Consider the following 22,945-nt stretch of genomic DNA (forward strand, 5'->3'; position numbering starts at 1 on the left):
CCGCCGCTTCGCGACGGAGAACCCCGGACATTGTCAGGCCGCATCCTGCCCGAACCGTATGTCCTGCCCCCGGTCTTCCGGCCCGGGCGCGCCCGCCGCAGCCTGGACGCGACCGCGGCCTCCAACGCGCGGACCCCCCTGCTTCCCGCCCGGTCGGAGGGGATGCGGCTCTGGATCATGTCCGACCTCGCCGTCCGCGACGGCGCGTTCGCCCTGCCGGATCCGCTTCCGGACCATGACGCCCTGCTGGTCGCCGGCGGGATCTCCGAGGGGCTGGTGGCCGCGGTCGAGTGGCTCGCCGGGGCGCTCGGCGACCGGAGGGCCGGCCGACCCGTGGTGCTGGTGCCGGGGATCAGCGAGTACCGCGGCGGCTTGCCTCCGCACGAGACCCTGCGGCTCGGGCGCGAGAGGGGGCGTGAACTCGGGATCACCGTGCTGATGGATGAGGCCGTCCGGCTCGACGACGGGCGGGGGGCTGCCGTCCACGTTGTGGGGGCGACGCTCTGGACCGACTGGGCGCTCGGCGGTGCGGCATACGCCGGCGGCGCGCGGGCGCGCGCGCGCAACATGTGGCGGGGCGGCGACAACATTTTGGCGGAGCGCGACCGGACCTGGGGCCCGTACGACGCGGCCGGTGCCCATGCCCGGTCACGCGCCTACATCGAGGACTTCCTCACGAGCGTCGTTATCCAGTCCAACGGCATCTCGGTCCCGCCATCATCGCTGGCCGCCGGGGTGCGTCCCGGCGACCGGGCCGTGGTCCTGACCCACCACGCGCCGTCGGCGCGTTCGCTGCATCCGGGCTGGCCGGAGTGGCAGTGCGAGGAGTGGGAGGCCACGACCTTCGCGTCCGACCTGGAGGACGTCCTCCGGGCATGGGGCGCGCCGGCGCTCTGGGTCCACGGCCGCGTGCCGGCGGCGGCGGACTATCACATCGGAAGGACCCGGGTGCTGGCCAATCCATGGCGGAGGCAGGGCAACCGGGCTTTCGACCCGGCGCTCGTCGTCTGCGTCTGAACCCTCTCCCCTCCGTTTTCCGCCCAGCGAGCCTGCGAGGGCTGCCGCGGACCACGGGAAGCCCCTTTGAGCCCCGCCTCCCGCAGCCCGCCGCGGCGCGAACCCGGAAAGGTCTCGACATGTCCCTCAACGCCATCGCGAACGTGACCGCGCGCCCCGGACTCCAGGCGCCGGGCGGCGCGGCCCGCCTCGCCGCGGGCGCGACGTTGCTCGACGGCCACGCCCCCGCGGCGCCTCAGAGACACCGTCCGGACCGGCCGGAGGCGCGGACCGGCGTCGCGGAGCCGGCCGGCCTCCACCAGGCGTTGCTCGTCCTCGATATCGAGACGGTGCCCGACGAGGAGCAGGTTCCGTCGGATTGGCCGTCCGAGAAATTTCCGAAGGCGGCCTGGCACAAGGTGGTCGCGGTCTCCTTCGTCGAGGCAGCCATCGCCCGCGACGCGGCGACCGGAACCGAGGCATACCAGATCCGGTCGTGCCGGAGCGGGGGCGAGCCTGGATGGGATGAGGAGCGCCTGCTGCGGGCCTTCTGGAAGTTCTTCGCGGCCGGCCGCTACAGGGTCGTCACCTGGAACGGCCGCAGCTTCGACCTCCCCACGCTCCTGCTGCGCTCGTTGATGCACGGTATCGCGGTGCCCTCCTGGTACAGGAGGGGGACCAAGTGGGACGGCTACGGCCACCGCTACGCCGTAGACTGGCACGCGGACCTGATGGAGGTCCTGGCCGAGTTCGGGGCCTGCGCGCGGCTGACCCTGGAGGAGGCCGCCGGGCTCCTGGCCCTGCCCGGGAAGCTGGGCGAGCACGGCTCGCAGGTCGCCGCCATGATCGCCCGCGGCGAGATCGGGCGCGTGCGGGCCTATTGCGAGACCGACTGCCTGAACCTCTTCGTGCTGTACCTGCGCTGGGCGCACCTCACCGGAAGGACCGGCCCGGAGGCCCACGACGCTGCCATCGACGGCCTGATCCGGTACCTGGAGTCCGAACGGGCGGCGCGCCCGCACCTCGGTGCCTTCGTGGACGCATGGCGGCGGGCGACCGAATCCCGGTCCGCCTTCGTCTCCCGGCCGCCGCAGGCTTGGCCCGCCGTGGCGGGCTGAGGTCGGCCGGCCTGGACGCTCCCGCGCACGACCGGGACGGGCTCGCCGGCGACGAGGGCTTGGTCGGCGGGGCCAACGACTGGGACCGGGCCGCCGCCGTGGGGAGCGCTGGCACCGCCGGCCTGTCCCGACGGACGTCCCCATCGCCGATGGGTCGCGGCGAGCACGGCCGTCGCACGCGCGCAGCCTTCCGTCGTCGAGGGTACGGGCGCGTCTATCGCGGGTGGGACACTTGCCCCGGCCGGATGGGCCGCGACGCCGGCGGATACCCGCGCCGTTTCAGCCGGCCGCACTCAGGTCCCTGGTCCTCCCGAGCACGCCGGCCATTGCCGGTGCGATATCCGTCGAGCGGGTGATCGAGGCCCCGCCCCCGGAAACCAGATCCAGGTCGTGACGCCGGCCGGGCGACGTGGGCTCGCTGATCAGGCGCCGGCACAGCAACTCAGCCAGCGACGGATCCTCGACGGCACAGACGATCTGCCGCCCCGATCGCTGCAGGGCTGAGAGCACCTCGACGAGGTGCAGGGCCCGGAAATCGTCGATGTGCTGGACCGGGTCGTCGAGCATGAGCGTCCGCCAGGTGCACCACGGTCGGGACAGGTGAACGGAGAGGAGGAAGGCCAGGCCGGCCGCACGCCTCTGCCCGCTGCTGAACACGAATTGCGGGTTCAGCCCGTTGCCGACCCTCAAGCTCAGGAAGCGCTTCACGTCGCCGCGTATGCCGTAATCGATGGTGCGCCACTCGGAGTGCGGGCGGAGCCGTTGATACAGCTCGTTCAGCAGCGGGCTGATGACCGCGAGGCGCTCGTCGATGATCTCGGCATTCGTCCTGCGGACGGTACGGTCCAGCGTCCGGGCGGCGGTCACGGCCGCGCGGGCCCGCGCGAGCCGGTCCGCCGCGGCGTCGGCTTCCACCCGGAGCGCTTCGAGATGCGCTTCTAGGTCCGTCACGCGTTCCACCGCCTGCGAGGCTTCCAAGGTGAGGATGCTCCGCTCCAGGTCGATCAACCGGCTCCGTTCGGCCTGCACGGCCGCGTCGAGGGCGCCGGCGTCGTGCGCGAGCTTCCCGTCCAGCGAGCGTCGCACGAGCTCGGCCGACAGCGCCTCTTCGCGGGCCGACAGCTCGGCCTCGGCGGACGCGAACCGGAGGACCGCCGCCTCGGTCTCCCGCAGGATCTCGGCCGCGGCCTCGTGCCGGGTCCGGGCCGCCGCGAGTTCGGCGCGCGCCTCCGGCACCCCCGAGCGCCGGGCGGCGAGCCGCTCGCGCGCAGCCGCGAGCCCCGTCTCGAATTCGGAGGCGCCTTGCGGCGCGCGACAGAGCGGGCAGCGGTCGTCATGAAGCCCGACCCGGCTGCCATGGTCGACCAGGATGGCCAGCGACGCGGCGAGCGCGTCGGTCTCCTGCTCCTTGTGAAGGCGCGCCTCGGCAGCCTCCAGCGCGTGGCGGGCCGCCCGGACCGCGGCCTCGGCCTCGGCCGCCGCCACCGCCGCCGCGTCCCGGCCCGCGCGGAAATCGGGGCCGGCGACCGTGTCGCGCAGCGCGGTCACCGCGCGAACCTCGTCCGCGACCCCACCCATCTCGCCGAGGCTCAGCCGGCGGCGGGCCAGCGCCTGCCGCGCCGCCGCGACCCGGCTGCCCAAGTCCTGGCCGCCGGCCGGCGTCAGTCCGTCCAGGCTGGACAGGGCGGCGGCGATGTCGCCGGCCTGCAGGGCGACGTCCCGGGTCTCCTCCAGATCGGTCAACGCCGCCGTCAGGCGCGCGCGCGCCTCCTCGTAGGCGTGCGCGGCCGTATTGTGCGCGCCCTCGGCGGAGGACATGACCTCGCGCGCCTTGGCGGCGTAATCCGGGCCTTCGATGGCGCCCAGCGCCGCCCGCACGAGCTCGAAGCGCTGCGTTTCCGTCAGGTCGAGGCTGAGCGCCGCGATCCATTCGTCGCGGATGATGGAGGTCCTGCAGACCTGCTGCAGCGCCCGCTCGGGCTTCGCGCCCGGGACGCAGAGCAGTGCCTCGATGCGGGCCGCGTCCCGGTCGGCGCCGGTCTCGCGCGAGCGCGTCACGGCAAAGCCGCTCCCGTCATCGGCACGGAACCCCACCGTGACGAAGTGCGCCTCCGGCTGCCCCTCGCCGCGCCACCAGACATAGTCGTCGAGGCTCTCCCTGGCCGCCTTGTCGACGAGGTACTTGTCGATCTGGCCCGTGAGCGCGAACTCGACCGCGTCGCACAGCGTGCTCTTCCCGACGCCGTTGCGTCCGCAGATGACGGTAAAGCCGGGGCCGAAATCCACGCGTTGGCGCTCCCGGAAGCCCCGGAAGCCGCACAGTTCGAGGTAGTCGAGCCTCATGGCGCATCCACCAGGATGCGCGCCACGTCGGAAGCGCTCGCGGCGCCCAGGAAGGCGGCCACCGCGGCGTCCGGAACGTCGCTCAACCGCGACCGCAGACGGGCGCGGTAGTCGGCGCCGCCGATCACGGGCGCGCTGAGAACCGGCAGGAGGGGCAACAACGTCCTTCGCAGGTCGGCCGCCGTGCGCAGGTCGCCGCGCGCGATCTTGCGGGTCATGGAGAAGTTCTCCTCGATCCGCTCGATCTGCCGCGCGAGGCCGGGTTCGGCACCGCCGGCCAGGAACAAGGCGTAGACGTTCCAGGCCTTGGCGCCCGCGGACCGCAGCGAGGCCGCATGTCGGCCGAGCGTGGCCTGCTGGACCTGCCGCCAGTCGGCGAGCAGGCTCTCGCCGCTCCCGAAGACGTGCAGGAAGCCGGCGACGGACGCATTCTCGAAGCAGACGACCGGCACGCTGCCGCCCGGCCAGGTCCAAGTCTCGTAGCCGGCCGAGCGGAGCAGCACCTCGGATTGGGTCGCGATGTCCATCACACACCGAGCTCCTGGCGTGCCGCGGGAAGGTCGAGCCACGCCGCCGAAGCGCCCGGCCGGATGATGTCGCCCGGGCGCCCCTCCCGCACGAGGTTCACCGGCAGGCCGACGTCGACGGCGCCGGCGCAGACCACGACGTCGGCGACCTCGAACGGTGTCTCCCTGAACCGGTCCTGCGTCGTCTGGAGCAGCGTACCCGAACCGTTCACGACCCTGACCCGGCGGCCGGCGAGATCATAGCCGACGGAGGTCTGGACGGCGCCGGCACGGCGCAGCAACAGGTGCGCGTAGCCCAAGACTTCGGAAGGGCCGGGGTTCCGCAAGGTCGCGGCGGCGGTGGCCGGCACGCCTTCGGCGTCCCGACGAAGGCCGTAGAGGTCCTCGCTGCCCAGATCGGGGGGATCGAGCCAGGCCGATTCGCACGCCGCCCCCGTCTCCCTCTCCACCGCGGCGCGTCCGGCGTGCAGCACCTTGCGGAGGTAAGCCCGGGAGAACGCCCGGCGGAGTTCGTCGAGGACCTCGGCCCCCGAGCGCCTGACATGCGCGAAGCGGACGTTCGCCGAATTGGCCAACGTCCAGAGCTCGGGGGCCTTGGCCTGCAGGACGTCCTCGCCCGCGAGGTCGACCAGGGTCACCGACAGCGGCGCGACGCCCGTCATCGCCTCGGCGAGAACGGCATTGAGGTAGGACCAGTCCGACCAGAAGCCGACGACGAGCAGGTCCTTCTCGCGCAGGTTCGCCGCCATCCAGGTCTTGGTCTTGGCGATGCGCGCGGCGATCACGCCGTCCTCGGTGAGCTGCGACGCCGTCCAGACGGTGGCGCGCCGCTCGCGCACCGAGCAGCCATGGAACTTGAGCAAGGGCGCGTGCATGCGGGCCCGCACGGTGGCCTCGTCGCCGTCGAGCGAGGCGGCGAGGTCGAACCCGTAATCCTGTGCGCGGCGCTCGATCAGGTTGTCGTAGTTCGCCGATACGGCGCCGGCAGCCATGCGCGTGATCAGGAAGTCCGCCACCGCCGCGTGGCCGGCGTTCGGCGGCCTGACGAAACTCTCCCAGGGAACGAGGGCCTCGATGAAGACCGAGCCGAGGGTGTCGTCCCTCGCGAAGATCTCCGCCAAGGCTTCCAGGTCGCCGCGCAACCCCGGCGGGCACGCGGGGTCGATGCTCATGACATACCGGTCGTAGCAACTGGTGGCCACGGACCATGCCGACGGTAGGGAGCTCGGCGGCGCCATCGACAATCCGGCACCGCAGAGTATGACGAGGCGCCCCGCTTCCATGGAGGCGAGCAATCGCGCACGAACCGCCGCGTCCAACCCGTTCCTCCCTTGCCTCGCGAACCTTTACGGTGGCGTAGACCGAGATCACACTCAAGGCAAAGTAAGGCGACCCAGCTTCTCTCGCCCACGCCGCACGCGCATCGAACCGTCGGCCCAGAAAGTCGCGCCGGCGTAGGTTGCGCGCTGTCGTCTCGGCGACAAGGTTTCAGGCCGCCTGTTCCGGGCCGGGGCGGCTGATGGGTCTGGCGAGACAGGTCCGAGGCGCGGGCCCGCATGGCTTCTCTGGGCAAGGCCCGGCGGCTGTCCCGCCCTCAAGGCAGCGTCGGCTGCACCTCGCGCTGGACCTTGGCGGGCAAGCCGTACAACTCTCCCATCAGGGCGATGAACTCGCCCTAGCCACCGTAGCTGGGGTGGCGGACCCGCTCGGCCGTCATGCCCAAATCCGCCAGGGCCGCCTCAGCGTCCCTCGTGATAGCGACCATGGTGCGAGGGCGCGGTTCCGAGACCAGCCATTCGAGGAGGTGGGGGGAAGCCTGCCGTTCGAGACCGGCTGTGGCAGCGATTGGGAAGCGGGCCGCCGGAGGCGTGCGGGTGGAGCGGGAAGACATTCCAGAGGAAGACCGGGCGCCGCAGGTGCCGGAGGACCTGCCAGGTCACCGTCGCGGTGCGCTCGGCCACCGCCGGCCCCCGGGCGGCCCGTGAGAGCGGCAACTGCCCATGGAGGCCGGCATGGGCGGGGAGGTGAGCCTCGTCCGTGAGCGCCAGGCCAGTGCGCCGCCCGCCGCGATACCCGAGGTCGCGCGCTATCCAGATCGGATCGACGCCTCCCGCGAGGGCCGCCTCCGGAACGAGCCGCAGGTTCTCCCTCCGGATCTGCGGGGCGTCGGCCCCGTCGTGATCCGGACAGACCACGGCGTAGGGGTTGAACGCGTCACGGAAGCGAAGCGCCGCCAGGGCATCGATGAAGGCGGCCGGTGTCATGTCGGCAGGCTCGCGACCGCAGGCCGGGCCGGGGCTTCCTGGGACGACCGGCGACCGGCCTGCCTGACAGCTAGCCGCTTCGCCGACCGTTACCGCACCTGCGGCGGCTTCGTGATCCCGGCCGCTCAAGCCTTGTTCGTGAACCGCGCGGTGGCGGCCTTGCCGCCGACCTTGAGCGAAACCGTTGCCACGACCTGGCCACTCGCCGCGACGGGAAGCTTGCCCTGCACGCTGTTGGAGCCGGCCGGGCTGAGGTCGACCTTGTAGCTCTTGCCGCCGACGAGCACCGTTGCGGTGCCCGAGACCTGGGACGCCGGAACGGGCTTGCGCATCTCGTCCAGGACGTAGACGGTCACGTCGGTGTCCTTCACCACGAGTTCCAGCCAGAGCTCCTGGGCCTCCTGCACGAGGCCGCCGTGCGCGGCCTTGGGTGCCTCGCCATGGGCGAGGGCAGAACCGGATGCGAGGCTGAGGGCAAGAACCAACGGAATCGCGAAGAGCTTCATCGTGCTTTCCTCGTAACAAGCCAGAAATCGGTGGTAAACGCGTCTTCGGCGCGGTTTTCTAGGTTCCATGTCGCCCGAACAGGGAGGGGCGAAGACTGCTATCCCGTTCCACAACTGCCTCGAACAAGGCGTCGTAGGCCGTGGCCGCGCGCCGCGGGGAGAAGTCAGCCGCGCGCCGCCGGCGTCTCTCAGCGTCGCCCGGATCTTCCAAGACGGCTTCGATAGCCTCGGCCATCTTCGTGGCGTCGCCGACCGGAACGATAACCCCAAGCGCCGGGTCGAGCAGGATCTCGCGCGGCCCGTCGCAATCCGTCGCGACGACCGGCATGCCGTGGGCTAGGGCCTCAACCACGGCAAGACCGAAGGCCTCGACGCGTGAGGACAGAACGAGACAACTCGCCTCCGCAAAGGCCGGCCAGGGTTCCATGACGTAGCCGCGAAGCTCGACCCGGCCGGACAGGCCGAGGCGGTCGATCTCGGCTTCGAGACGCGCATACTCGACCCCCTCGCCGAGGATCACCAAGCGCGCGCTCGGTTGTCGTACCTTGGCGAAGGCGCGCAGGAGGGTCTGATGATCCTTCGCATGGTCCAGGCGACCCACGGAAAGGATGACCGGCACGGTCCGGTTGGGTGCCTTCTCCGCCACGCGATCAGAGAGGACCGGATTGTAGATCCGGCTCAAGCGGCTCGGATTGGCCGCAAGCCTCTCCTGCAGGTATCGGGCAAGCCCGTCCGAGACGGCGATTGTACGAGCGGCCATCCGGGTGAGAAGCGGCGTGGCGAGGTAGCCGATGCGGCTGAGAAGCCCACGCTCGTTCGCCGTATAGCCATGGTACGTGATGACGCTCCGGCGCAAGCGGCCGGCCAGGACCGCTGCCACCGTGTGCTTGAGGTTTGAGGAGGCCAGCGCGGAGATCGTGACGTCCGGCCGCTCGCGACGTATCAGCCCGGCAAGGCGCGCCGTTGAGCGTAGATGTCCGCCTCCTAACACGACAAGCCGAGCATCGGGGCTCAAATGAGCCATGTTTTCCCGGGCCTCGTAATCAACGGCCACAACTACTTCATGTCCGAACTTGCAGAATTCAGTGGCGAGGATTGCCCACACGCGTTCTGCTCCGCCGCCTGCGAGGGCGTGCACGTACATCAGAATTCTACGCGGAACAGGTCTCGGCCTGTCGGAAGCAGGTGGAGCATTCACAGGAAGTACCCTGCCTCGGCGCCGGCGTCGTACGGCTCCCGCTAATGGTTGTGCTTGTGGCGCGCGCCGCCGTCCGGCTGCGCTGTGCTGGAGGGGTTCTCCGCTGCCTTCGTGCCGTCCGTCCCGGCGGCGCCGTGGTTCATTCCGGCATGAGCGTCGCCTGCCTGTGCCTGCATCCACAGGTCGTTGTACTCGTCGTCGGTCATCTCCGGCAGCTTCCGCAGCAGCGCGACCGTCGCCCAAAGCATCTCGTCCCCGTCGCTCGCCATCGACGGCATGCCGCTCATCTTGATCCCGTTCTTCAGGATCCAGAACAGCTCGCCCGCACTGTAGCGCTTCGCGGCCTCCTTGAGATTCGGCGGCTCAGGATACATGCCCTCCGCGACCTCGTTGCGCTTGGTGCCCGGTCCGCCATGGCACGTGGCGCAATGCTCGGCGAAGTGCCCGACGGCCGGCACCAGCTTGGCTTGTTCGTCGTAGCCCGCCGGCGGCAGCAGGCCGGCCGCGTGGGCTCGGATCGAGCGCACCCGTGCCGTCTCCAACACCCACGAGGTCAGGGCCCAGTGCGGCTCCGTCGCGGCGACGTTGAAGACGCCAGCGTAGATCACGGCCGCGGCGGCGACCGTCGCCAGGATGCCGGCCGAGAGCAACGTGAGGAAGGCGATCTTGGCGGTTTGCATGGATGTGTCCTGAGTGACCGGTTCAGAGACGGGCCGCCCACGCGTCAGGTGCGGGGGGGCCGTCGGACGAACTGGGATGAGCGCTCTCGTCGGATCCGTCTTCTCACCGCGCCTTCTGGATGCGCGTGATGGCAAGCTGCCCGTTCACCCGGTCGGCGGAGAACCGGACCCGGTCCCCGGCCTTCACCCCCTTGAGGATGGCAGGGTCGGCAACCCGGTAGGCCATCGTCATGGCGTCCATGTCGATGTTCGGGATGCGCTCGTGGTCCAGCGTGACCTTGCCGGCGGCCTCGTCGACCTTCTGGACGGTCCCGCTCACCAGGGGCGTGTTGGCAGGGGGCTGGGCCGCGGCAGGCTTGGCGGGGGACGCCGGCGCGGGCGACGGCGACGCGGGCTGGGTCGAGCCGCCCGCCTGCGCCTTGCGGTCCAGCGGACCCTCGCCGGACGGCGTCTGGTTCGGCTGCGGCCGGTAGTCCGACTGCCGGCTCCGGACCTGCCATTCCTTGAGGGCGTCGATCTTCTGCTGCTGCTCGTCCTGGATCTTCTGCGCGGTCTCGCGCAGCTGCCGGTCGCCGCCGTAATCGAGCTGCGCCTTGGCGAGGAAGAGGGACTGCTCGTAGCTCGCGATCAGGAGCTCGGCGAAGTCCCGATCCGGGTCCCCGGTCAGCTTGAGGTTCTTGAACCGGTCCGCCATGACCTCGCGCACGCGCTCCAGAGCGGCCGGGGCACCCTTGGCGGGTTGGGCCCAGGCCCCGCCCGAGAGCGGGTTCGCAAGCGCCACGCTCATGGCGGCCGACAGCAATAGACGTCGCATGTGATTTCCTCCGCGGCATGGGGCCGCCGCGCGTGATCGGGCGTGCCCGCGCGGCGGGCCCGTTCGAGGCGCTACTTGGCTTTTTGGATCTGGGTGACGGTGTACTGGCCGCCGGCCTCGTCGACGTCGAACTCGACCTTGTCCCCGGACTTCAGGTCCTTGAGCATCGCCGGGTCCTTGACCTTGTAGGCCATGGTCATGGCGTCCATGTCGAGCTTCGGAATGCGCTCGTGGTCCAGCGTGACCTTGCCGGCGGCCGGGTCGACCTTCGTGACCGTGGCCTTGACCGATTGAGCCCAGGCCGGGCTCGCCAGAGCCAGCAGCGCGGCGAGGGCGAAGGGAGGTACCTTCCTCATCGTATTCTCCTGATGGTCGTTGTGCCGCTGCACGGGCACTTGTTGAGGGGCGATGGCGCCCGCGCAGCGGCTTTCGGGCGGACTAGGTCCACCCGAACCCGTCCGCCGGTGCCCGCCCGCATCGGGGCGTCGTTCCGGCGGAAGCTTGGAAGACATCCGGCATCGCCGGCTCAGTGGTTTCCGTGACCGCCCGGGTTGGAGGCCGTCCGGCGCTTGCGCGGGTCGACCACGCGCAGGTCGGTCTCGCGGGCTTTCCGGCCCTTGGGCGTGTCCGGCGCCCGCGTCGGCTCGGGCAGGGGCTCGCCGGTCCACTCGTAGGCCAGCGTGCCCTCTGGGTGCTGGTACCAGCCCGGATCCCTGTAATCGCCGGGCGCCACGTCGGGGCGGACCTTCAGCACGGTGAACATGCCGCCCATCTCGACCGATCCGAACGGGCCGGCGCCGGTCATCATCGGCAGCGTGTTCTCGGGCAGCGGCATCTCCATCTCGGCCATGGAGCCCATGCCGGTCGAGCCCATCGGCATGTAGCCGGGCGCGATCTTCTGGATGCGCTTCGCCGTGCTCTTCAGGTTCACGCCGATGTAGGTGCGCACCGAGTGGCCCATGGCATTCATGGTGTGGTGCGACTTGTGGCAGTGGACCGCCCAGTCCCCCAGGTTGTCGGCGTTGAACTCGATAGCCCGCATCTGGCCGACCGCGACGTCCGCAGAGACCTCGAACCACTGGCGCTCGGGCGGGATCCAGCCGCCGTCGGTGCCCGTGACCTTGAAGTCGACGCCGTGCACGTGGATCGGGTGGTTGGTCATGGTCAGGTTGCCGAAGCGCATCCGCACCTTGTCGCCCTGGCGCGCGACCATGGGTTCGATGCCCGGCCAGACCCGGCTGTTGAAGCACCACATGTTCATGTCGAGCATCGTGTTGACCTTGGGCACGTAGGACCCGGCCTCGATGTCGTAGGCGTTCAGGAGCCAGACGAAGTCGCGGTCGACCCGCCGCTCGGCGGGATCGCGCGGATGCACGACGAAGAAGCCCATCATGCCCATCGCCATCTGGACCATCTCGTCCGAGTGCGGGTGGTACATGAAGGTGCCCGAGCGCCTCAGGATGAACTCGTAGACGAAGGTCTTGCCCGGCGGGATGCCGGGCTGGTTCAGGCCCGCCACCCCGTCCATCCCGTTGGGCAGGGTCTGGCCGTGCCAGTGGACGGCGGTCGCCTCCGGCAGCTTGTTGGTGACGAAGATGCGGACCTTGTCGCCCTCGACCGCCTCGATGGTCGGCCCGGGCGACTGCCCGTTATAGCCCCAGAGATGCGCCTTCATCCCGGGGGCCATCTCGCGCACGACCGGCTCGGCCACGAGATGGAACTCCTTCCAGTCCCCGCGCATGCGCCACGGCAGCGTCCAGCCGTTGAGCGTCACCACCGGCTGGTAGTCCACCCCGGTGGTCGGCACGAGCGGCGGCTGCGTCGTCGCCTTGTCCATCGAGGGCGCCTCGGGCAGGCCGGCGGCCTGCGTGCGGCCGCTGATCATGGACGTTCCTGCGAGGACGAGCCCCCCAGCGCCCAGCAGGCCCCTTCGCGAGATGTCAGTCATCGGTTTCTCCATGGGTCTCGTGGGGGAGCGGCATCAGCCGCCGGGCGTGGCGGCCGCGAGGGTGTCGCCACCGCCGCCGGCCACCGCCTCGGCTCCAGCCGACTCGCCACCGAAGCCTTCGCCGGTGAAGCCGCCGCCGATGACGGCCGCCCTGAGGTCGGTCGCCGCGATCCAAAAGTCGCGTTGGGCCTCGATGGCCTGGATATTGCTCAGGATCCGCGAGCGGGCGTCGATGATCAGCGTGGTGACGTCGATCAGCATGCCGCTGTACTGCAGCAACGCCTGGTCCTGGATCGTCTTGCGCAGCGGCAGCACGCTGCCCTGGTAGTGCCGGGTGATGTCGTACTGGCCGCGGTAGCGCTGGTAGGCCTCGCGGACCTCCGAACGGGCGTTGACCGCCTTCTCCGCAAGGCGATGGGCGGCGCCGAGATAAGCCTCCCGCGCTCCGCGCACCACCGTCGTCCCGAAGTCGTAGATCGGGATGACCAAGTCGACGGTGTAGCCGCGGCCGAAGCTCTTGTCGCGCGTGACGTTGAAGCCGCCCTGCTCGTTCGGCTCGAACGCCTTCGAGCGCTCGTAACGGTCGGAGTAGCCGATATCGAGCACGTTGATGAAGCCGCTGACCTGGTTGAGGCCGTACTGGCCCGCGAGCGACTGGAGTTCGAAGCGCGCCGTCTGGATGTCCGCGCGTTTCTTGATCGCCTCGGCCTCGATCTGGGTGCCGCTCACCAGCCGACCGGGCAGCGACGGCAAGCCGTTCGGCAGCTTGAAGTCGATCTCGCGCCCCCACAGGCCGAGCAGGCGGATCAGCTTCTCGCGCTCGACCCGCTGCAGGACGCGCGCCTTGGCGAGTTGCGCCCCGAGCTCGCTGTAGAAGGCGTGCTCGCGCGCCTGCTCCAGCTTGTTCAACGCGCCCGTCTCGCCGAGCTGCTTGGCCAGGGTGGAGGCGGAGCCGGCGCTCGCGAGCGCCTGCTCCAGGTAGGCGACGGACTGGTTCGCCGACACCGTGCGATAGAACTGGCGCCGCGCCTCGCCGGCGAGGCGCAGGACCTGCCCGACCGCGCGGTACTGCTCCGCCCTGAAACGGTTCCGCGCGATCGGGATGCGGACCGGCAGCGTCAGGAGCTCGATGAGGCTCGCGGTGAGCGAGCGCTCGACCTCCAGGGTGAAGTCGCCCCCGGTTCGGCTGAGGGAGAGCCGCGGGACCGGCGGCAACGTCGCCTGGACGAACTCGGCTTCCGACACGCCGAGGTCGTTGAAGGATGCTTGCAGGGCGCGGTTCTTCAGGAGGGCGACCTGAACCGCGCTGTCGGGCGTCAGGGGGCGCCGCAGCAGCTGGTCCGCGCGCGCCGCCGCGCCGGTCGCGGCGATCTCGTCGGACACCTTCACGATGTCCTTCCTCAGCTCCAGGGCGGCGTAGCTGTGCGCCGGTCCGAGACCGCCGTCGGCCGAGAAGCCCACGCAGCCGCCAAGCGGCACCCCGACCGACGCCAGGAGGGCAGCGGTCCGGGCGCGACGGCCGAGCGACGCTGCGGCTCCCCGGCGGACGCCGGACCCGCGAGTCTGAGGCAAGGTCATCCGTGAGTTCCCTTTGGGGGTTAGTCCGTGGGCGGGCGGGGTTTGGTTACAGGTGGGTCCCATCACCGCCCTCCCGTGTCGCGCTTGCCGCCCATGCCGGGCATGTTCATGCCGGGCATCCGGGAGTGGTCCATGCCCTCCATGCCGCCCGAGCCGGACTTCGGCGTCACGGCGCGGTTGAGCTCGCGCCAGTCCTTGGGATCGACCACGTCGTAGCGCGCCACGCCCGCGGTGACCGCGGAGTAGCGCGGCGCGCGCACGGCAGCGGCAGGGTTGGCCGGGGCAACCAGCCAGTCCGGCGCGGCGGTGGGCACGCAGGCCGCGAGCGGCAAGGCCGTGAGCGCCAGGGCCGTGAGCGCCACGGCCGGCCTGAGGAAGGTGAGCATCGCTTCGGATCCCGAACGGGGGCTGGCGGCCGCGCTCGGGGGCGCGGACCGGCGGACAGGGAGGGGGGGGCGCGGGCGCGGCTGAGCCGGCCGGGCCGGGCGCGGCCTGCGCAGGCAGGATCCTGGTCAGGGCGCGTCCGGGTGCGGCGGGCGGGGGCGGGCGGGCGTCTGGCCCGCCGCGGTCAGGCGCGCTGCCTGGGGGGCCGCTCGATGCGCAGGGGACGCGGCTGGGCGACGCCGTCCTCCTGGGCCAGGCCGATGGGCTCGGAGGGGCGCAGGACCAGCGCCGCGCCCGACCAGGGCGCGTCCGGCACGGCCGCCTGGCAGGCCAGGGGGCAGCAGGTGGCCGCGCAGCTGACCGGCCGCTTGTGGTGGCCGTGGCCGCCCGGGTGGTGCTGGCCGGCCGAGGCATGCCGCTGGCAGTCGGGGCCGTCCGCCTGGAGGGCCGCTCCCGCGGGCGCGTCGGCGGAGCCGGCTCCGTGCCGGTGGTGGGCATGCGGGTCGGCGGCGGCCTGGTCGGCGGCGGCGTGATCGGCCGCGGCGTGGCGCTGCATCGTGCACGGCGCCGCCGGGGCGATGGCCACGGCCATCGCCAGCACGGCAAGCAACATTGCGCGAAGAACTGCCAAGGACCCAGAGACCCTGCCAAAACCCGACCCAATCGTCGCACGGATGGACTTGCCGGGCAACGCACGAACACTTTGATTTAATGTGAACCTGCCTCGGCCCTCGGCGCTGTTGGAATTCGGTCACAGGTCATGCCCGCGCGGCGGCCGAGAGGTGTCGAGATCGTGCCGGCGGGCTTCTGGAGGCTCGTGACTTGGGCGTCTCTGCGTAGGGTGCGATTGCCTGCGGCCTAGGCCGGCTCGCGACGATGCGGATCTCCCCAGGCGCCCGTGACGCCGGTCTTGCCTTCCGAGCTTTGGGCGGGGCCTCGATGTCAGTCCTGACCGGGGCAAGAGGGCGCCGGCCCGTGAGGCTAGGACGCCCGCCCCCTCGGCCTCCCGGGTGCCGGGTCCGAGATGGTCGCGATGCGACCTGATCCTGTCCTCGGTGCCGCGCCAGGGTGCACCACGGACCGCGCGGCCTCGTCTCACCGCCGAGCGCCGGCCGGCTCGGGGCGCTCGGTGACGGGGCGTTGGGGCGCGCGCCGGATCGAACCGGTCGTCAGGCCGTCGTCGAGCGAGCGGAATGCGGGACGCAATTTCTGATACCGTTCGTTGCGCCAAGCAGGGGGGACGTTGTCCCAGGCGCCGGCAAGGGCGTTACCCGGCATCCAGGCCATCAAGGCGGCGCCCAGAAGGGCGGCATGGACAGCTCGGTTCATGGCTACGTTTCCCTCTTCTCAAGAAGCTGGCGGCTTCTTGGAAGAGTTCGGGGCCGACGCGGAAAAGGTTGCAGACCGTTCGAATCTCGAACTGCGGTCGGGCCAAGACCCCGGGGCCGCGCCCCGGGGAGACCAGCCCGGCATTGCGGTGTCCCAGCGGCTCCGGGCCCGGTCTGCGCCCGGCCCGGTCGCAGCCTGACCGCAGCGGTCGGACGACACGACGAGATGGACGGCGTCGCGGCCTGCCGCCACCCGCGCGGAACCCGGCTCTCAGCGGGCAGGCTGCCGCCGCGCTTGCCCGACGTGGCCCGGAAAACCCAAGCCGAACCGATCCTGGGCTCGGGGCCGGGACAGCTCATCGGGATGGCGCGGAACAGATCCTGGGCGAACCGCCATTCGTGGGCGAGACAGAACCGGACTGTCTCGACATCGGCCGGTGGCACCGGCGCAGCCGCGGCGCAACCTCGCCGCCGAACTTCCGGACGATGCAAGCGCGGCACTTGGCCTGCGCGCCTGAGTTCACGGACAGCAGGTGTCCCTTATGCAGGGGGGAGCGCCAACAGGATCCTCTGACGTCGGCTGGACGCTCCCTCCTCCGGCCGTGGCCGTGTCCGCTTTCGGCGACGGGGAGAAGTTGTTCGGCCAGCCTGACCCCGACGACCCGGACGGCGGTGATTCCGGCCCGCGGAGAGCCTGGCCGGGACCGTAGCTAGCGGGCCCGCCAGACAAGGCGTCGCCGAGCCGTCGAGTCGTTGCCCTGACCCGTCGGCGGTCCGCAGCGAGGCCAGGGGTGGAAGATCTACTTCTCCTTCCGGATCTTGGCCTGGATCTCGCGCAGGCTCTTTTCGTTTTCCTCCTTCGTCTTCCGGGCTTCCTTCACCACCGTCTCGTCCTTTGAATGCTTGATGGCGGCCTCGGACATGTCGACCGCGCCCTGGTGGTGTGCCGCCATGCCCTTCATCCAGGCCAAGTCCGGATCGGGGTCCATCATGCCTTGCATCATCGCCTTGTTCATCTTGTCCATGGCTTCCATGGAGGCCTTCTGCAGAGGGCCCATGTTCTTCATGTCCATGCCCGACATGGACCCGCCCTGGCCGCCTTGGGCGAGCGACGGTGTCGCGCCGGAAGCCATGAGTGCCGTGGCTACGAGTGCGGTTCTCACTACCTTCATGCGAGCCTCTCTGTTCGTTTTACCCTGTGGGGGTACAACCCGGCGGCGTGATCCAGGTTCGCCGTCCGATCGCGCTTTTCTGTTGGGTTGGGTCGTAGGCCGGGCGCGAACAAGCCTGCTGCCATCCGGATGGCCGCGCCCGCCAGCCCCCCCGGCGTCCTGCAGCCGCGGTCTGGGGTGACGCCACGGGAACGCTGAGCTCCCGACGAGCGCGCCCGTCGCCGAGAAGGCCACGGGCGACGGGATGAGGGTGTCGGCGGGGCTTGGCACCCCGTGTCAGTGACGCCCTTCCCGGTGGTGGCCGCCCTCGCGCACGACCTCATGATGCTCCTCGTGATGGTCCGCCTCACCATGATGGCCGTGCGTCTGCCTGTGCTCGATGACGTGTCCATGGCGCTCCGCGCCGTGTTGGTCGCCGTGGGCGGCCCCGACTTCGTCGAGCGCCCGCGCCGGCCCTGCCGTGGACCCGAATGCGGCCGCGGCGGCCACGAGCAACCCGACCTGCAACAGTTTCGGCATCCCTTCACCTCCATCGTCGTTCTGCGGCTCAAGGAACGCGCTTGGCCCCATATACGATCCGGGGGTATACAGGCGTTTTTGTTGCCTCCGCGAGCGTTCCGAGCAAAATGGAGGGGCCGGCCGACAGCGGGCGGGCTGGGTCGCGGGGTGGGCAAATGGGCAGGTGGGGCCCTGTAACCATCTGCGCGTTTCCTGCGGATTGGTCCTGGCGGGCACTGCGTCCGTGCGAGGCGGCGGTACCGGGCCGGCCGCTCCGGTGGTCGAGCCCTTGCCCGCTCGCGGCTCGGGTTCGCCTTAGCCCCGGCGAAGGCTGCGCGGGCGGGTGGGCGCGTGTCCGGGGCCGGCACGCGCGGATCGAATGCGAGGCGAGCCGCGGTGACGTGTTTGATGGCCGGGTCAGACGCGTCTTCGCGGTGTGGCCGAGAGAGGCGTCTTGATCAGTCAGGAAGACGAGTTGCGGGCATTGCTATCGTCCGGCCTCGCCGGAAGCGCGGCGGACTACCGGTTGTTCCTGGAGCGACTTGGTCCCCACCTGCGGGCCTATTTCAAGGGTAAGCTCGCGCGCTCCGGACGCGCCGCGCCGGAGGCGGAGGACCTCGTCCAGGAAACGTTGATGGCGGTTCACACGCGACGGCACACCTACGACGTTGGCCAACCGGTCACGCCGTGGCTCTACGCCATCGCGCGCTACAAGCTCATCGACCATCTCCGGCGTACGCGCGCCTCCCTCGCCGACGTACCCGTCGAGGATGCGAGCGAGCTGGTCGCGCGCGACGACCACGCCGCCGTCGAGAGCACGCTCGACGTCGAGCGCCTGCTCGGTCGCCTTCCCGGCAAGATGCAGCAAGCGATCCGGGCCATGAAGGTCGAAGGTCTGAGCGTGGCCGAGGCCGCGACGCGCTCCGGCATGTCGGAATCGGCCGTCAAGGTCAGCGTCCACCGCGGGTTGAAGGCGTTGGCCGCCATGGCAGGAGGCAAAGGGGAATGAAGACCGACGAACTCATCGGCTTGCTCGGCGCGAGCTTCGCCAGCGAGCCTGCCAAGTCTCCCGGCATGCTGCGGCGGATCGCGCTCGGGGCCGCCATCGGGGCCGCCGGGGCACTCTGCCTCGCCCTTCTCGCATTGGGCGTCCGGCCTGACTTGGGTGAAGGCAAGTCACTGACCTTCCTGTTGGCCAAGCTGGCCTTCGCCCTCGCCGTCGGTGGCTTGGCCCTGCGCTATCTCGGTCGCATCGCTCGCCCAGGGGGCGAGAGGAGGGTGCATCTCGGCATCGCGGCCCTGCCGTTCGCGGCAGTCATGGTCCTCGCTGCCCTCAGCCTCGCCAACGCGCCGGCGGCCCACTGGGGGACCATGCTCACCGGCCATATGTGGCTCGAATGCCTCGTCTCCATCCCGGTGATCGCGGTGGTCCCCTTCGCGACCCTGATGTGGGCGGTCCGGAGGTTCGGCGCGCCGACGGACCTCGTCCGGGCCGGGGCCCTGGTCGGGCTCGCCTCGGGCGGCGTGAGTGCGATGGGCTACGCGATTCACTGCATGGACGACACCGTGCCCTTCATCGCGCTCTGGTACGGCGGGACGATTGCCCTCTGCACGCTGGCGGGCGCGCTTCTCGGGCCTCGCCTGCTGCGCTGGTAAGGCCGTCGGCTCACCCGTACGCAAGGGCGAACCGCTCCCGGCCCGCCGCCCGCTTCAGGGGCGGGTCAGCCCGGAGGCCTCCAGTTCGGCCGTGGGTACCCGGACAGGTCGCCCTGTCGAGCGGCCCGGACGCGCGGATGCGCGTCCCACGCCGCCTGCGTGAGCGCCTCCCCGTCGATCCGGAAGGCGCTCGTCCCGTCCTGCGCCACGACCGCCGGGCCGAGCGGATTGTCGAGGATATCGTAGAGCCCGGCCGCCTCGTTCCAGGCGCGGACCGAAACCGAACGGCCCTCGTCCATGAGGAAGGCGCAGTGCGTCCCCGCGGGATGGGGTGGCACGACAGCCCCTGCCCGCACGGGTGCGGCGGTCGCGCGCCCGGGAGGCGAGGGAAGGCCGGCGAGGAAGGCGAGCGCACGCTGTGCCAGAACTTCCTCGAACCCGCATTCCGCTACGCGCCTGGATGACGGCAAGGTCGAGAGGCCGGGCCCGATGGTAGGCCGCGATGTAGTCCCTGTCCTTGTCGGCGAGGCGGGCGAGCTTGGAAACGATCAGGTCGTCCGGGCCGGGGGCCACCACCGTCACAGTCGCCGTGCCGTGGCCTCTCACCTCCCGCACCACCGCGCGCGGGCCACGAGGGCGGCAGGCGGGCGGTGCGGTCGTCGACGCCGTCGATGTAGAAACCGTGCGCCGCGTGGAAGGGCGAGCCCTCGCCGAAGATGACGGAGATCTCCTCGGATGCCTCCGCGAGGTCGTCGTCCTGGGCTGCCTCCCAGGCCCGGGCGTTGGCGGGATAGGCGTCGATCTCGGGCGACATGCACATCGTGACCGGCGCGCCGGGCCAGCCTACGAGGATGCCTTGGCTGCCGACGACCACCACGGTGCGGGCCTTGAAGTGCAACGCCAGCGAGCGGGCGGTGCGCTCCAGGTCCGCGACCGTCCGGATCTCAATCGGACGGCTCACGCCGGAACGGAGGAGCCTTGGCGGCCGGCATGCGCCGCGCGCTGGGCGGCCGCGCCTTTGCGTGCCAGGCGCCAGATCCGCTTCCGGACGTTCGGGTCGCGCACGAACGACACGCCCTCCCCTTCCAAGAACGGCGAGGACAGCCGAAGCCGCTGCATACCCTCGTCCCACCGGGTGAGGAGTTGCCGGATCGTCCCCGGCGGCTGCCCGAGGATCTCGCGCCACTCGGAGACGAAGGTGCGCTCGGGGTAGTCCGCCTCAAGCCGCATGACGGCCATCTTGGCGCTATCGAGGATGCCCGGGTCGCGCGCGAGCCGACGCGCCACCAGCCGATGGATCATCAGCTTGGCACGGTCGTTCACGACTTCCCTGTTTACCTCGGGACGCACGGGATGCCTCTGGAGCCACACGCGTTTCGGACCGTGGGCATTATGCCCGACGCCCGGAGACCCGACAACGTCGGAGTTGGGGCTCGGTTCGACTTCCACAGAACTTCGGTCCCCGCGGATATGGGGTCTGGCACCGGTCTCTTTGACATCCTCCCCGCCCTGGAGGGCGGGGATTCCTACCGCGTGTCAGGCCGCGAGGGCCGGACCCGCCTCGGTGGGTTCCTGGGCCGACGCCCGAACGGGCGAAGTCTCTCCGCAGGCTTGCCGGGCGTACCCCGCCCTTGCGATGTTGACCGACGCCACGTCGTCCGCGTTCGCCGCGTACCCGCACGCCACGCACCGGAACACGGCCTGGCTCGGGCGGTTTTCCGCCGCCACGTGCCCGCATTCCGGGCACGTCCGGCTCGTGTTCGGAGCCGGCACCGGCAGCAGCCAGCCGCCGAGCCATTCCTGCTTGTACCCGACCTGCCGGCGGAACTCGCCCCACCCCTGGTCCAGGATCGCCTTGTTCAGCCCCGCCTTCTGACGGACGTTCACGCCCGGCTCCTCGACCGTCCCGGCCGCGCTCGCCGTCATCGCCCGCACGTCCAGGTCCTCGACGCAGACCACCGCGTGGTTCTTGCTGACGGTCGTCGAGGCCTTGTGCAGGAAGTCGGAGCGGATGCGGGCGATGCGTGCCTGGACCCGTTGTACCTTCGCCTTCGCCTTCCTCCAGTTCCTACTGAACTTGGTCTTGCGGGCCATCGCCCGCTGCGCCTTCGCGAGCGCCGCCTCGGCCTTGCGGAACGCGTTCGCCGGTTCGATGACGGTGCCGTCGGACAGCGTGGCGAAACGCGTCACGCCGACGTCGATGCCGACAAGCGTCGTCGACGGGTGGACCGGCTTCTCGACCTCGCGCTCGGTCTGGACCGAGACGTGCCACTTGCCGGCCTTCAGCGAGACGGTGACCTGCCCGACCGCGCCCTCGACGGCGCGGGAGGCGCGGTAGCGCATCCAGCCGAGCTTGGGCACGCGGATGCGCCCGTTCGGCTGGTCGAGCTCGACCTTCTGCGGGTGGCGGAAGGCGTCGTCCTTGCCCTTCCTCTTGAAGCGCGGGAGCTCGGCCCGCCCCTCGAAGAAGTTGCGGTAGGCGTGGTCGAGGTCCTTGAGCGCCTGCTGCAGGACCTGGCTGTGCACCTCCTTGAGCCAGGCGGTGGCGGGGTCGGCCTTCCAGGCGGTGAGATGCTTGCAGAGGTCGGCATAGGAGAGGTGCTTCCCGCCGGCGGCGTAACGTTCCTTCTGCAGGGCGAGGGCCTTGTTGAAGACGTAGCGGCGCGCGCCGCAGGAGCGTCTCATGAGCCGTTCCTGCGCGCCGTCGGGCCGGAGGACGAACCGGTATGCCTGGACGCGAAGCACGGACCAAGGCTAGAACGGAAGCGGAACGCAGGCAAGGGCCTTGGTACGGATGCCTGGATGGCAGCTGTCGCCGCCGGCGCTATCCATCCCCGCCCTTAAGGGCGGGGCTTTCCGCGCTTCTACTGTAACGCATCGTCCGCGCGTCCCGAAGTCGTCGGTAGCGGCGCCGTGAAGGCAAACGCGAAAGACGATGGAGCATTCGATGAAGTACATCCTTGCGACCTTGGTGGCCTCCACCCTCATGACCGGCGGCGCTTGGGCGCACCCGAGGCTGACCGGCGAGGCCGTTCCCTCGGCGGGCTGGAGCGTCCTGGAAGGCCCGACGGGAGCCGCGCCCGAGGTGACGGGCAGCCTCGGCCGCGTTTGGGAGGGGCGTGATCTCCAGGGACGGGACCTGAGGAGCAGCACGCGCGGGAACGCCCAGTTCCCCGAGCGTCCCGCCGAGGCTCAGAACCTCGGCGCCACTTCGGGCGGACCCGCGTTCTGATCAGCGTCGCGCACGTTGCGCACGCGGCTGTAACCCGCGGGCCCGCATTTGCGAACTTGTCGTCGTCGGGCTTGTCGCGAGCCCGGCGCGTCCGGGGCTAGGCAAGGCCCCCGATCAGTGGGATCCTGGGAGTGGATGTCGATCCGATCCACCATAGCGCGCCTGCTCACGGCCCTCGCCGTGCTCGGCCTGGTTGCTGGGGCGCTTGTCGCCCCCGCGCAGGCGCGCGCTTTCGCGGGCGGCGATTACCGGGACATCGTCGCGCAGCAGGACGACGTCGCGTCGCCGCACGTTGCGCCGATGCCTGCCGACATGCCGTGTTGCGATCCCGCACCCTCGGACCCGGACTGCCGCGACACCAAGGCCTGCCCCTTCGCGGCGGCCTGCGCCGCGAAGATCGTAGCAGGGATCCTGCCTACCCCACTTGCCGGTGATGCCCTGGTCGCCCCGGTCCTCCTGCCCGTTCGGCAGGACCATACCCGGCCAAGTTTGGCCGCAGCCCCGCAGGCCCCCCCTCCCAAACCGCGTTCCTGAGCCCGCCCGAGAGCGGTGCCGCCCCGTGCACGCGCGTGCACGGCAGCCTTCGCGCATCGCCGCCTCGCGGCGGTCCGAACGGTCGAGGCCCCGCGTCCAGACGCTCCGGAACAGGAACATCCCCGTGTCCATCGAACATCCCGCATCCCCGCCGCGTCCCGCCCCTGGG

26 protein-coding genes are annotated in these 22,945 nt (G+C 70.7%); 6 read left to right on the forward strand and 20 right to left on the reverse strand.

Features of this window, described 5'->3' with window-relative positions; all coding sequences use genetic code 11:
- Window positions 1-30 precede the first annotated feature (30 nt).
- Together HNR01_RS07285 and HNR01_RS07290 are read left to right on the forward strand one after the other, a co-directional pair.
- Window positions 31-1,017 (forward strand): metallophosphoesterase family protein, encoded by a 987-nt coding sequence (locus tag HNR01_RS07285; protein ID WP_012454470.1) that lies wholly within the window; start codon window positions 31-33, stop codon window positions 1,015-1,017.
- Window positions 1,018-1,136: 119 nt separating this feature from the next.
- Window positions 1,137-2,114: a 3'-5' exonuclease gene (locus HNR01_RS07290; protein WP_012454469.1), complete on the forward strand. Its 978-nt coding sequence runs from the start codon at window positions 1,137-1,139 to the stop codon at window positions 2,112-2,114.
- Between the two features lie 279 nt (window positions 2,115-2,393).
- On the opposite strand, the gene HNR01_RS07295 is transcribed toward HNR01_RS07290, so the two are convergent.
- From HNR01_RS07295 to HNR01_RS07370, 16 genes are all read right to left on the reverse strand, one after another.
- Complete coding sequence (locus tag HNR01_RS07295; protein ID WP_096485554.1) at window positions 2,394-4,457, reverse strand: AAA family ATPase; 2,064 nt, start codon at window positions 4,455-4,457, stop codon at window positions 2,394-2,396.
- Window positions 4,454-4,984, reverse strand: a complete 531-nt coding sequence (locus HNR01_RS07300) for a hypothetical protein (RefSeq protein ID WP_012454467.1) — start codon at window positions 4,982-4,984, stop codon at window positions 4,454-4,456. Before HNR01_RS07300 ends, HNR01_RS07295 begins: the two co-directional genes overlap by 4 nt.
- The gene (locus tag HNR01_RS07305; protein ID WP_238231521.1) at window positions 4,984-6,156 is read right to left on the reverse strand and encodes an SIR2 family protein; all 1,173 of its coding nucleotides are present in this window, start codon (window positions 6,154-6,156) and stop codon (window positions 4,984-4,986) included. Before HNR01_RS07305 ends, HNR01_RS07300 begins: the two co-directional genes overlap by 1 nt.
- Before the next feature lie 567 nt (window positions 6,157-6,723).
- Window positions 6,724-7,248 (reverse strand): uracil-DNA glycosylase family protein, encoded by a 525-nt coding sequence (locus HNR01_RS07310; protein ID WP_012454465.1) that lies wholly within the window; start codon window positions 7,246-7,248, stop codon window positions 6,724-6,726.
- Between the two features lie 125 nt (window positions 7,249-7,373).
- Window positions 7,374-7,754 (reverse strand): hypothetical protein, encoded by a 381-nt coding sequence (locus HNR01_RS07315; RefSeq protein WP_009862577.1) that lies wholly within the window; start codon window positions 7,752-7,754, stop codon window positions 7,374-7,376.
- A 58-nt stretch (window positions 7,755-7,812) separates the two neighbouring features.
- The gene (locus tag HNR01_RS07320) at window positions 7,813-8,898 is read right to left on the reverse strand and encodes a glycosyltransferase (protein WP_012454464.1); all 1,086 of its coding nucleotides are present in this window, start codon (window positions 8,896-8,898) and stop codon (window positions 7,813-7,815) included.
- Window positions 8,899-8,993: 95 nt separating this feature from the next.
- Window positions 8,994-9,632, reverse strand: coding sequence for a c-type cytochrome (locus HNR01_RS07325; RefSeq protein WP_009864849.1), 639 nt, complete (start codon window positions 9,630-9,632; stop codon window positions 8,994-8,996).
- A 103-nt stretch (window positions 9,633-9,735) separates the two neighbouring features.
- On the reverse strand, window positions 9,736-10,446 hold the full coding sequence (locus HNR01_RS07330) for a copper-binding protein (RefSeq protein ID WP_012454463.1): 711 nt from the start codon (window positions 10,444-10,446) through the stop codon (window positions 9,736-9,738).
- 71 nt (window positions 10,447-10,517) lie between these two features.
- Entirely contained in the window at window positions 10,518-10,802 is a 285-nt protein-coding gene (locus tag HNR01_RS07335) for a copper-binding protein (RefSeq protein WP_012454462.1), read from the reverse strand.
- 170 nt (window positions 10,803-10,972) lie between these two features.
- Window positions 10,973-12,394, reverse strand: a complete 1,422-nt coding sequence (locus HNR01_RS07340) for a multicopper oxidase family protein (protein ID WP_041371993.1) — start codon at window positions 12,392-12,394, stop codon at window positions 10,973-10,975.
- Between the two features lie 33 nt (window positions 12,395-12,427).
- Window positions 12,428-14,035: a TolC family protein gene (locus tag HNR01_RS07345; RefSeq protein ID WP_012454460.1), complete on the reverse strand. Its 1,608-nt coding sequence runs from the start codon at window positions 14,033-14,035 to the stop codon at window positions 12,428-12,430.
- Window positions 14,035-14,358, reverse strand: a complete 324-nt coding sequence (locus HNR01_RS07350) for a hypothetical protein (protein ID WP_012454459.1) — start codon at window positions 14,356-14,358, stop codon at window positions 14,035-14,037. The genes HNR01_RS07345 and HNR01_RS07350 overlap by 1 nt, the downstream gene beginning before the upstream one ends.
- A gap of 182 nt (window positions 14,359-14,540) precedes the next feature.
- A complete protein-coding gene (locus tag HNR01_RS07355; protein WP_183667248.1) occupies window positions 14,541-14,969 on the reverse strand; it encodes a hypothetical protein in 429 nt (142 codons plus the stop codon).
- Between the two features lie 482 nt (window positions 14,970-15,451).
- Complete coding sequence (locus HNR01_RS07360; protein WP_041371369.1) at window positions 15,452-15,685, reverse strand: hypothetical protein; 234 nt, start codon at window positions 15,683-15,685, stop codon at window positions 15,452-15,454.
- Window positions 15,686-16,484: 799 nt separating this feature from the next.
- Window positions 16,485-16,817 carry a DUF305 domain-containing protein gene (locus HNR01_RS07365; RefSeq protein WP_246417430.1) on the reverse strand — a complete coding sequence of 111 codons (333 nt, stop codon included), beginning with the start codon at window positions 16,815-16,817 and terminating at the stop codon, window positions 16,485-16,487.
- Window positions 16,818-17,132: 315 nt separating this feature from the next.
- Window positions 17,133-17,375: a hypothetical protein gene (locus HNR01_RS07370; RefSeq protein WP_157914193.1), complete on the reverse strand. Its 243-nt coding sequence runs from the start codon at window positions 17,373-17,375 to the stop codon at window positions 17,133-17,135.
- A 433-nt stretch (window positions 17,376-17,808) separates the two neighbouring features.
- Here HNR01_RS07370 and HNR01_RS07375 point away from each other — a divergent pair, with 433 nt between their 5' ends.
- Window positions 17,809-18,363, forward strand: a complete 555-nt coding sequence (locus HNR01_RS07375; protein WP_183667249.1) for a sigma-70 family RNA polymerase sigma factor — start codon at window positions 17,809-17,811, stop codon at window positions 18,361-18,363.
- The gene (locus HNR01_RS07380; protein WP_012454454.1) at window positions 18,360-19,010 is read left to right on the forward strand and encodes an NrsF family protein; all 651 of its coding nucleotides are present in this window, start codon (window positions 18,360-18,362) and stop codon (window positions 19,008-19,010) included. Before HNR01_RS07375 ends, HNR01_RS07380 begins: the two co-directional genes overlap by 4 nt.
- Window positions 19,011-19,075: 65 nt before the next feature.
- Here the strand turns inward: HNR01_RS07380 and HNR01_RS07385 are convergent, their stop codons facing one another.
- The 4 genes from HNR01_RS07385 to HNR01_RS07400 form a co-directional block, all read right to left on the reverse strand.
- On the reverse strand, window positions 19,076-19,348 hold the full coding sequence (locus HNR01_RS07385) for a hypothetical protein (protein ID WP_183667250.1): 273 nt from the start codon (window positions 19,346-19,348) through the stop codon (window positions 19,076-19,078).
- Window positions 19,349-19,458: 110 nt separating this feature from the next.
- Window positions 19,459-19,971, reverse strand: coding sequence for a hypothetical protein (locus HNR01_RS07390; RefSeq protein ID WP_183667251.1), 513 nt, complete (start codon window positions 19,969-19,971; stop codon window positions 19,459-19,461).
- Entirely contained in the window at window positions 19,968-20,333 is a 366-nt protein-coding gene (locus HNR01_RS07395; protein ID WP_183667252.1) for a hypothetical protein, read from the reverse strand. Before HNR01_RS07395 ends, HNR01_RS07390 begins: the two co-directional genes overlap by 4 nt.
- Window positions 20,334-20,546: 213 nt before the next feature.
- Entirely contained in the window at window positions 20,547-21,755 is a 1,209-nt protein-coding gene (locus tag HNR01_RS07400; protein ID WP_183667253.1) for an RNA-guided endonuclease InsQ/TnpB family protein, read from the reverse strand.
- Window positions 21,756-21,957: 202 nt separating this feature from the next.
- Here HNR01_RS07400 and HNR01_RS07405 point away from each other — a divergent pair, with 202 nt between their 5' ends.
- Window positions 21,958-22,242, forward strand: a complete 285-nt coding sequence (locus tag HNR01_RS07405) for a hypothetical protein (protein WP_063111115.1) — start codon at window positions 21,958-21,960, stop codon at window positions 22,240-22,242.
- Window positions 22,243-22,377: 135 nt separating this feature from the next.
- Window positions 22,378-22,776: a hypothetical protein gene (locus tag HNR01_RS07410; protein WP_183667254.1), complete on the forward strand. Its 399-nt coding sequence runs from the start codon at window positions 22,378-22,380 to the stop codon at window positions 22,774-22,776.
- Window positions 22,777-22,945: the final 169 nt, after the last annotated feature.

Origin of the sequence: Methylorubrum rhodesianum (assembly GCF_014199985.1) — a bacterium.
Classification (GTDB): Bacteria; Pseudomonadota; Alphaproteobacteria; order Rhizobiales; family Beijerinckiaceae; genus Methylobacterium; species Methylobacterium rhodesianum.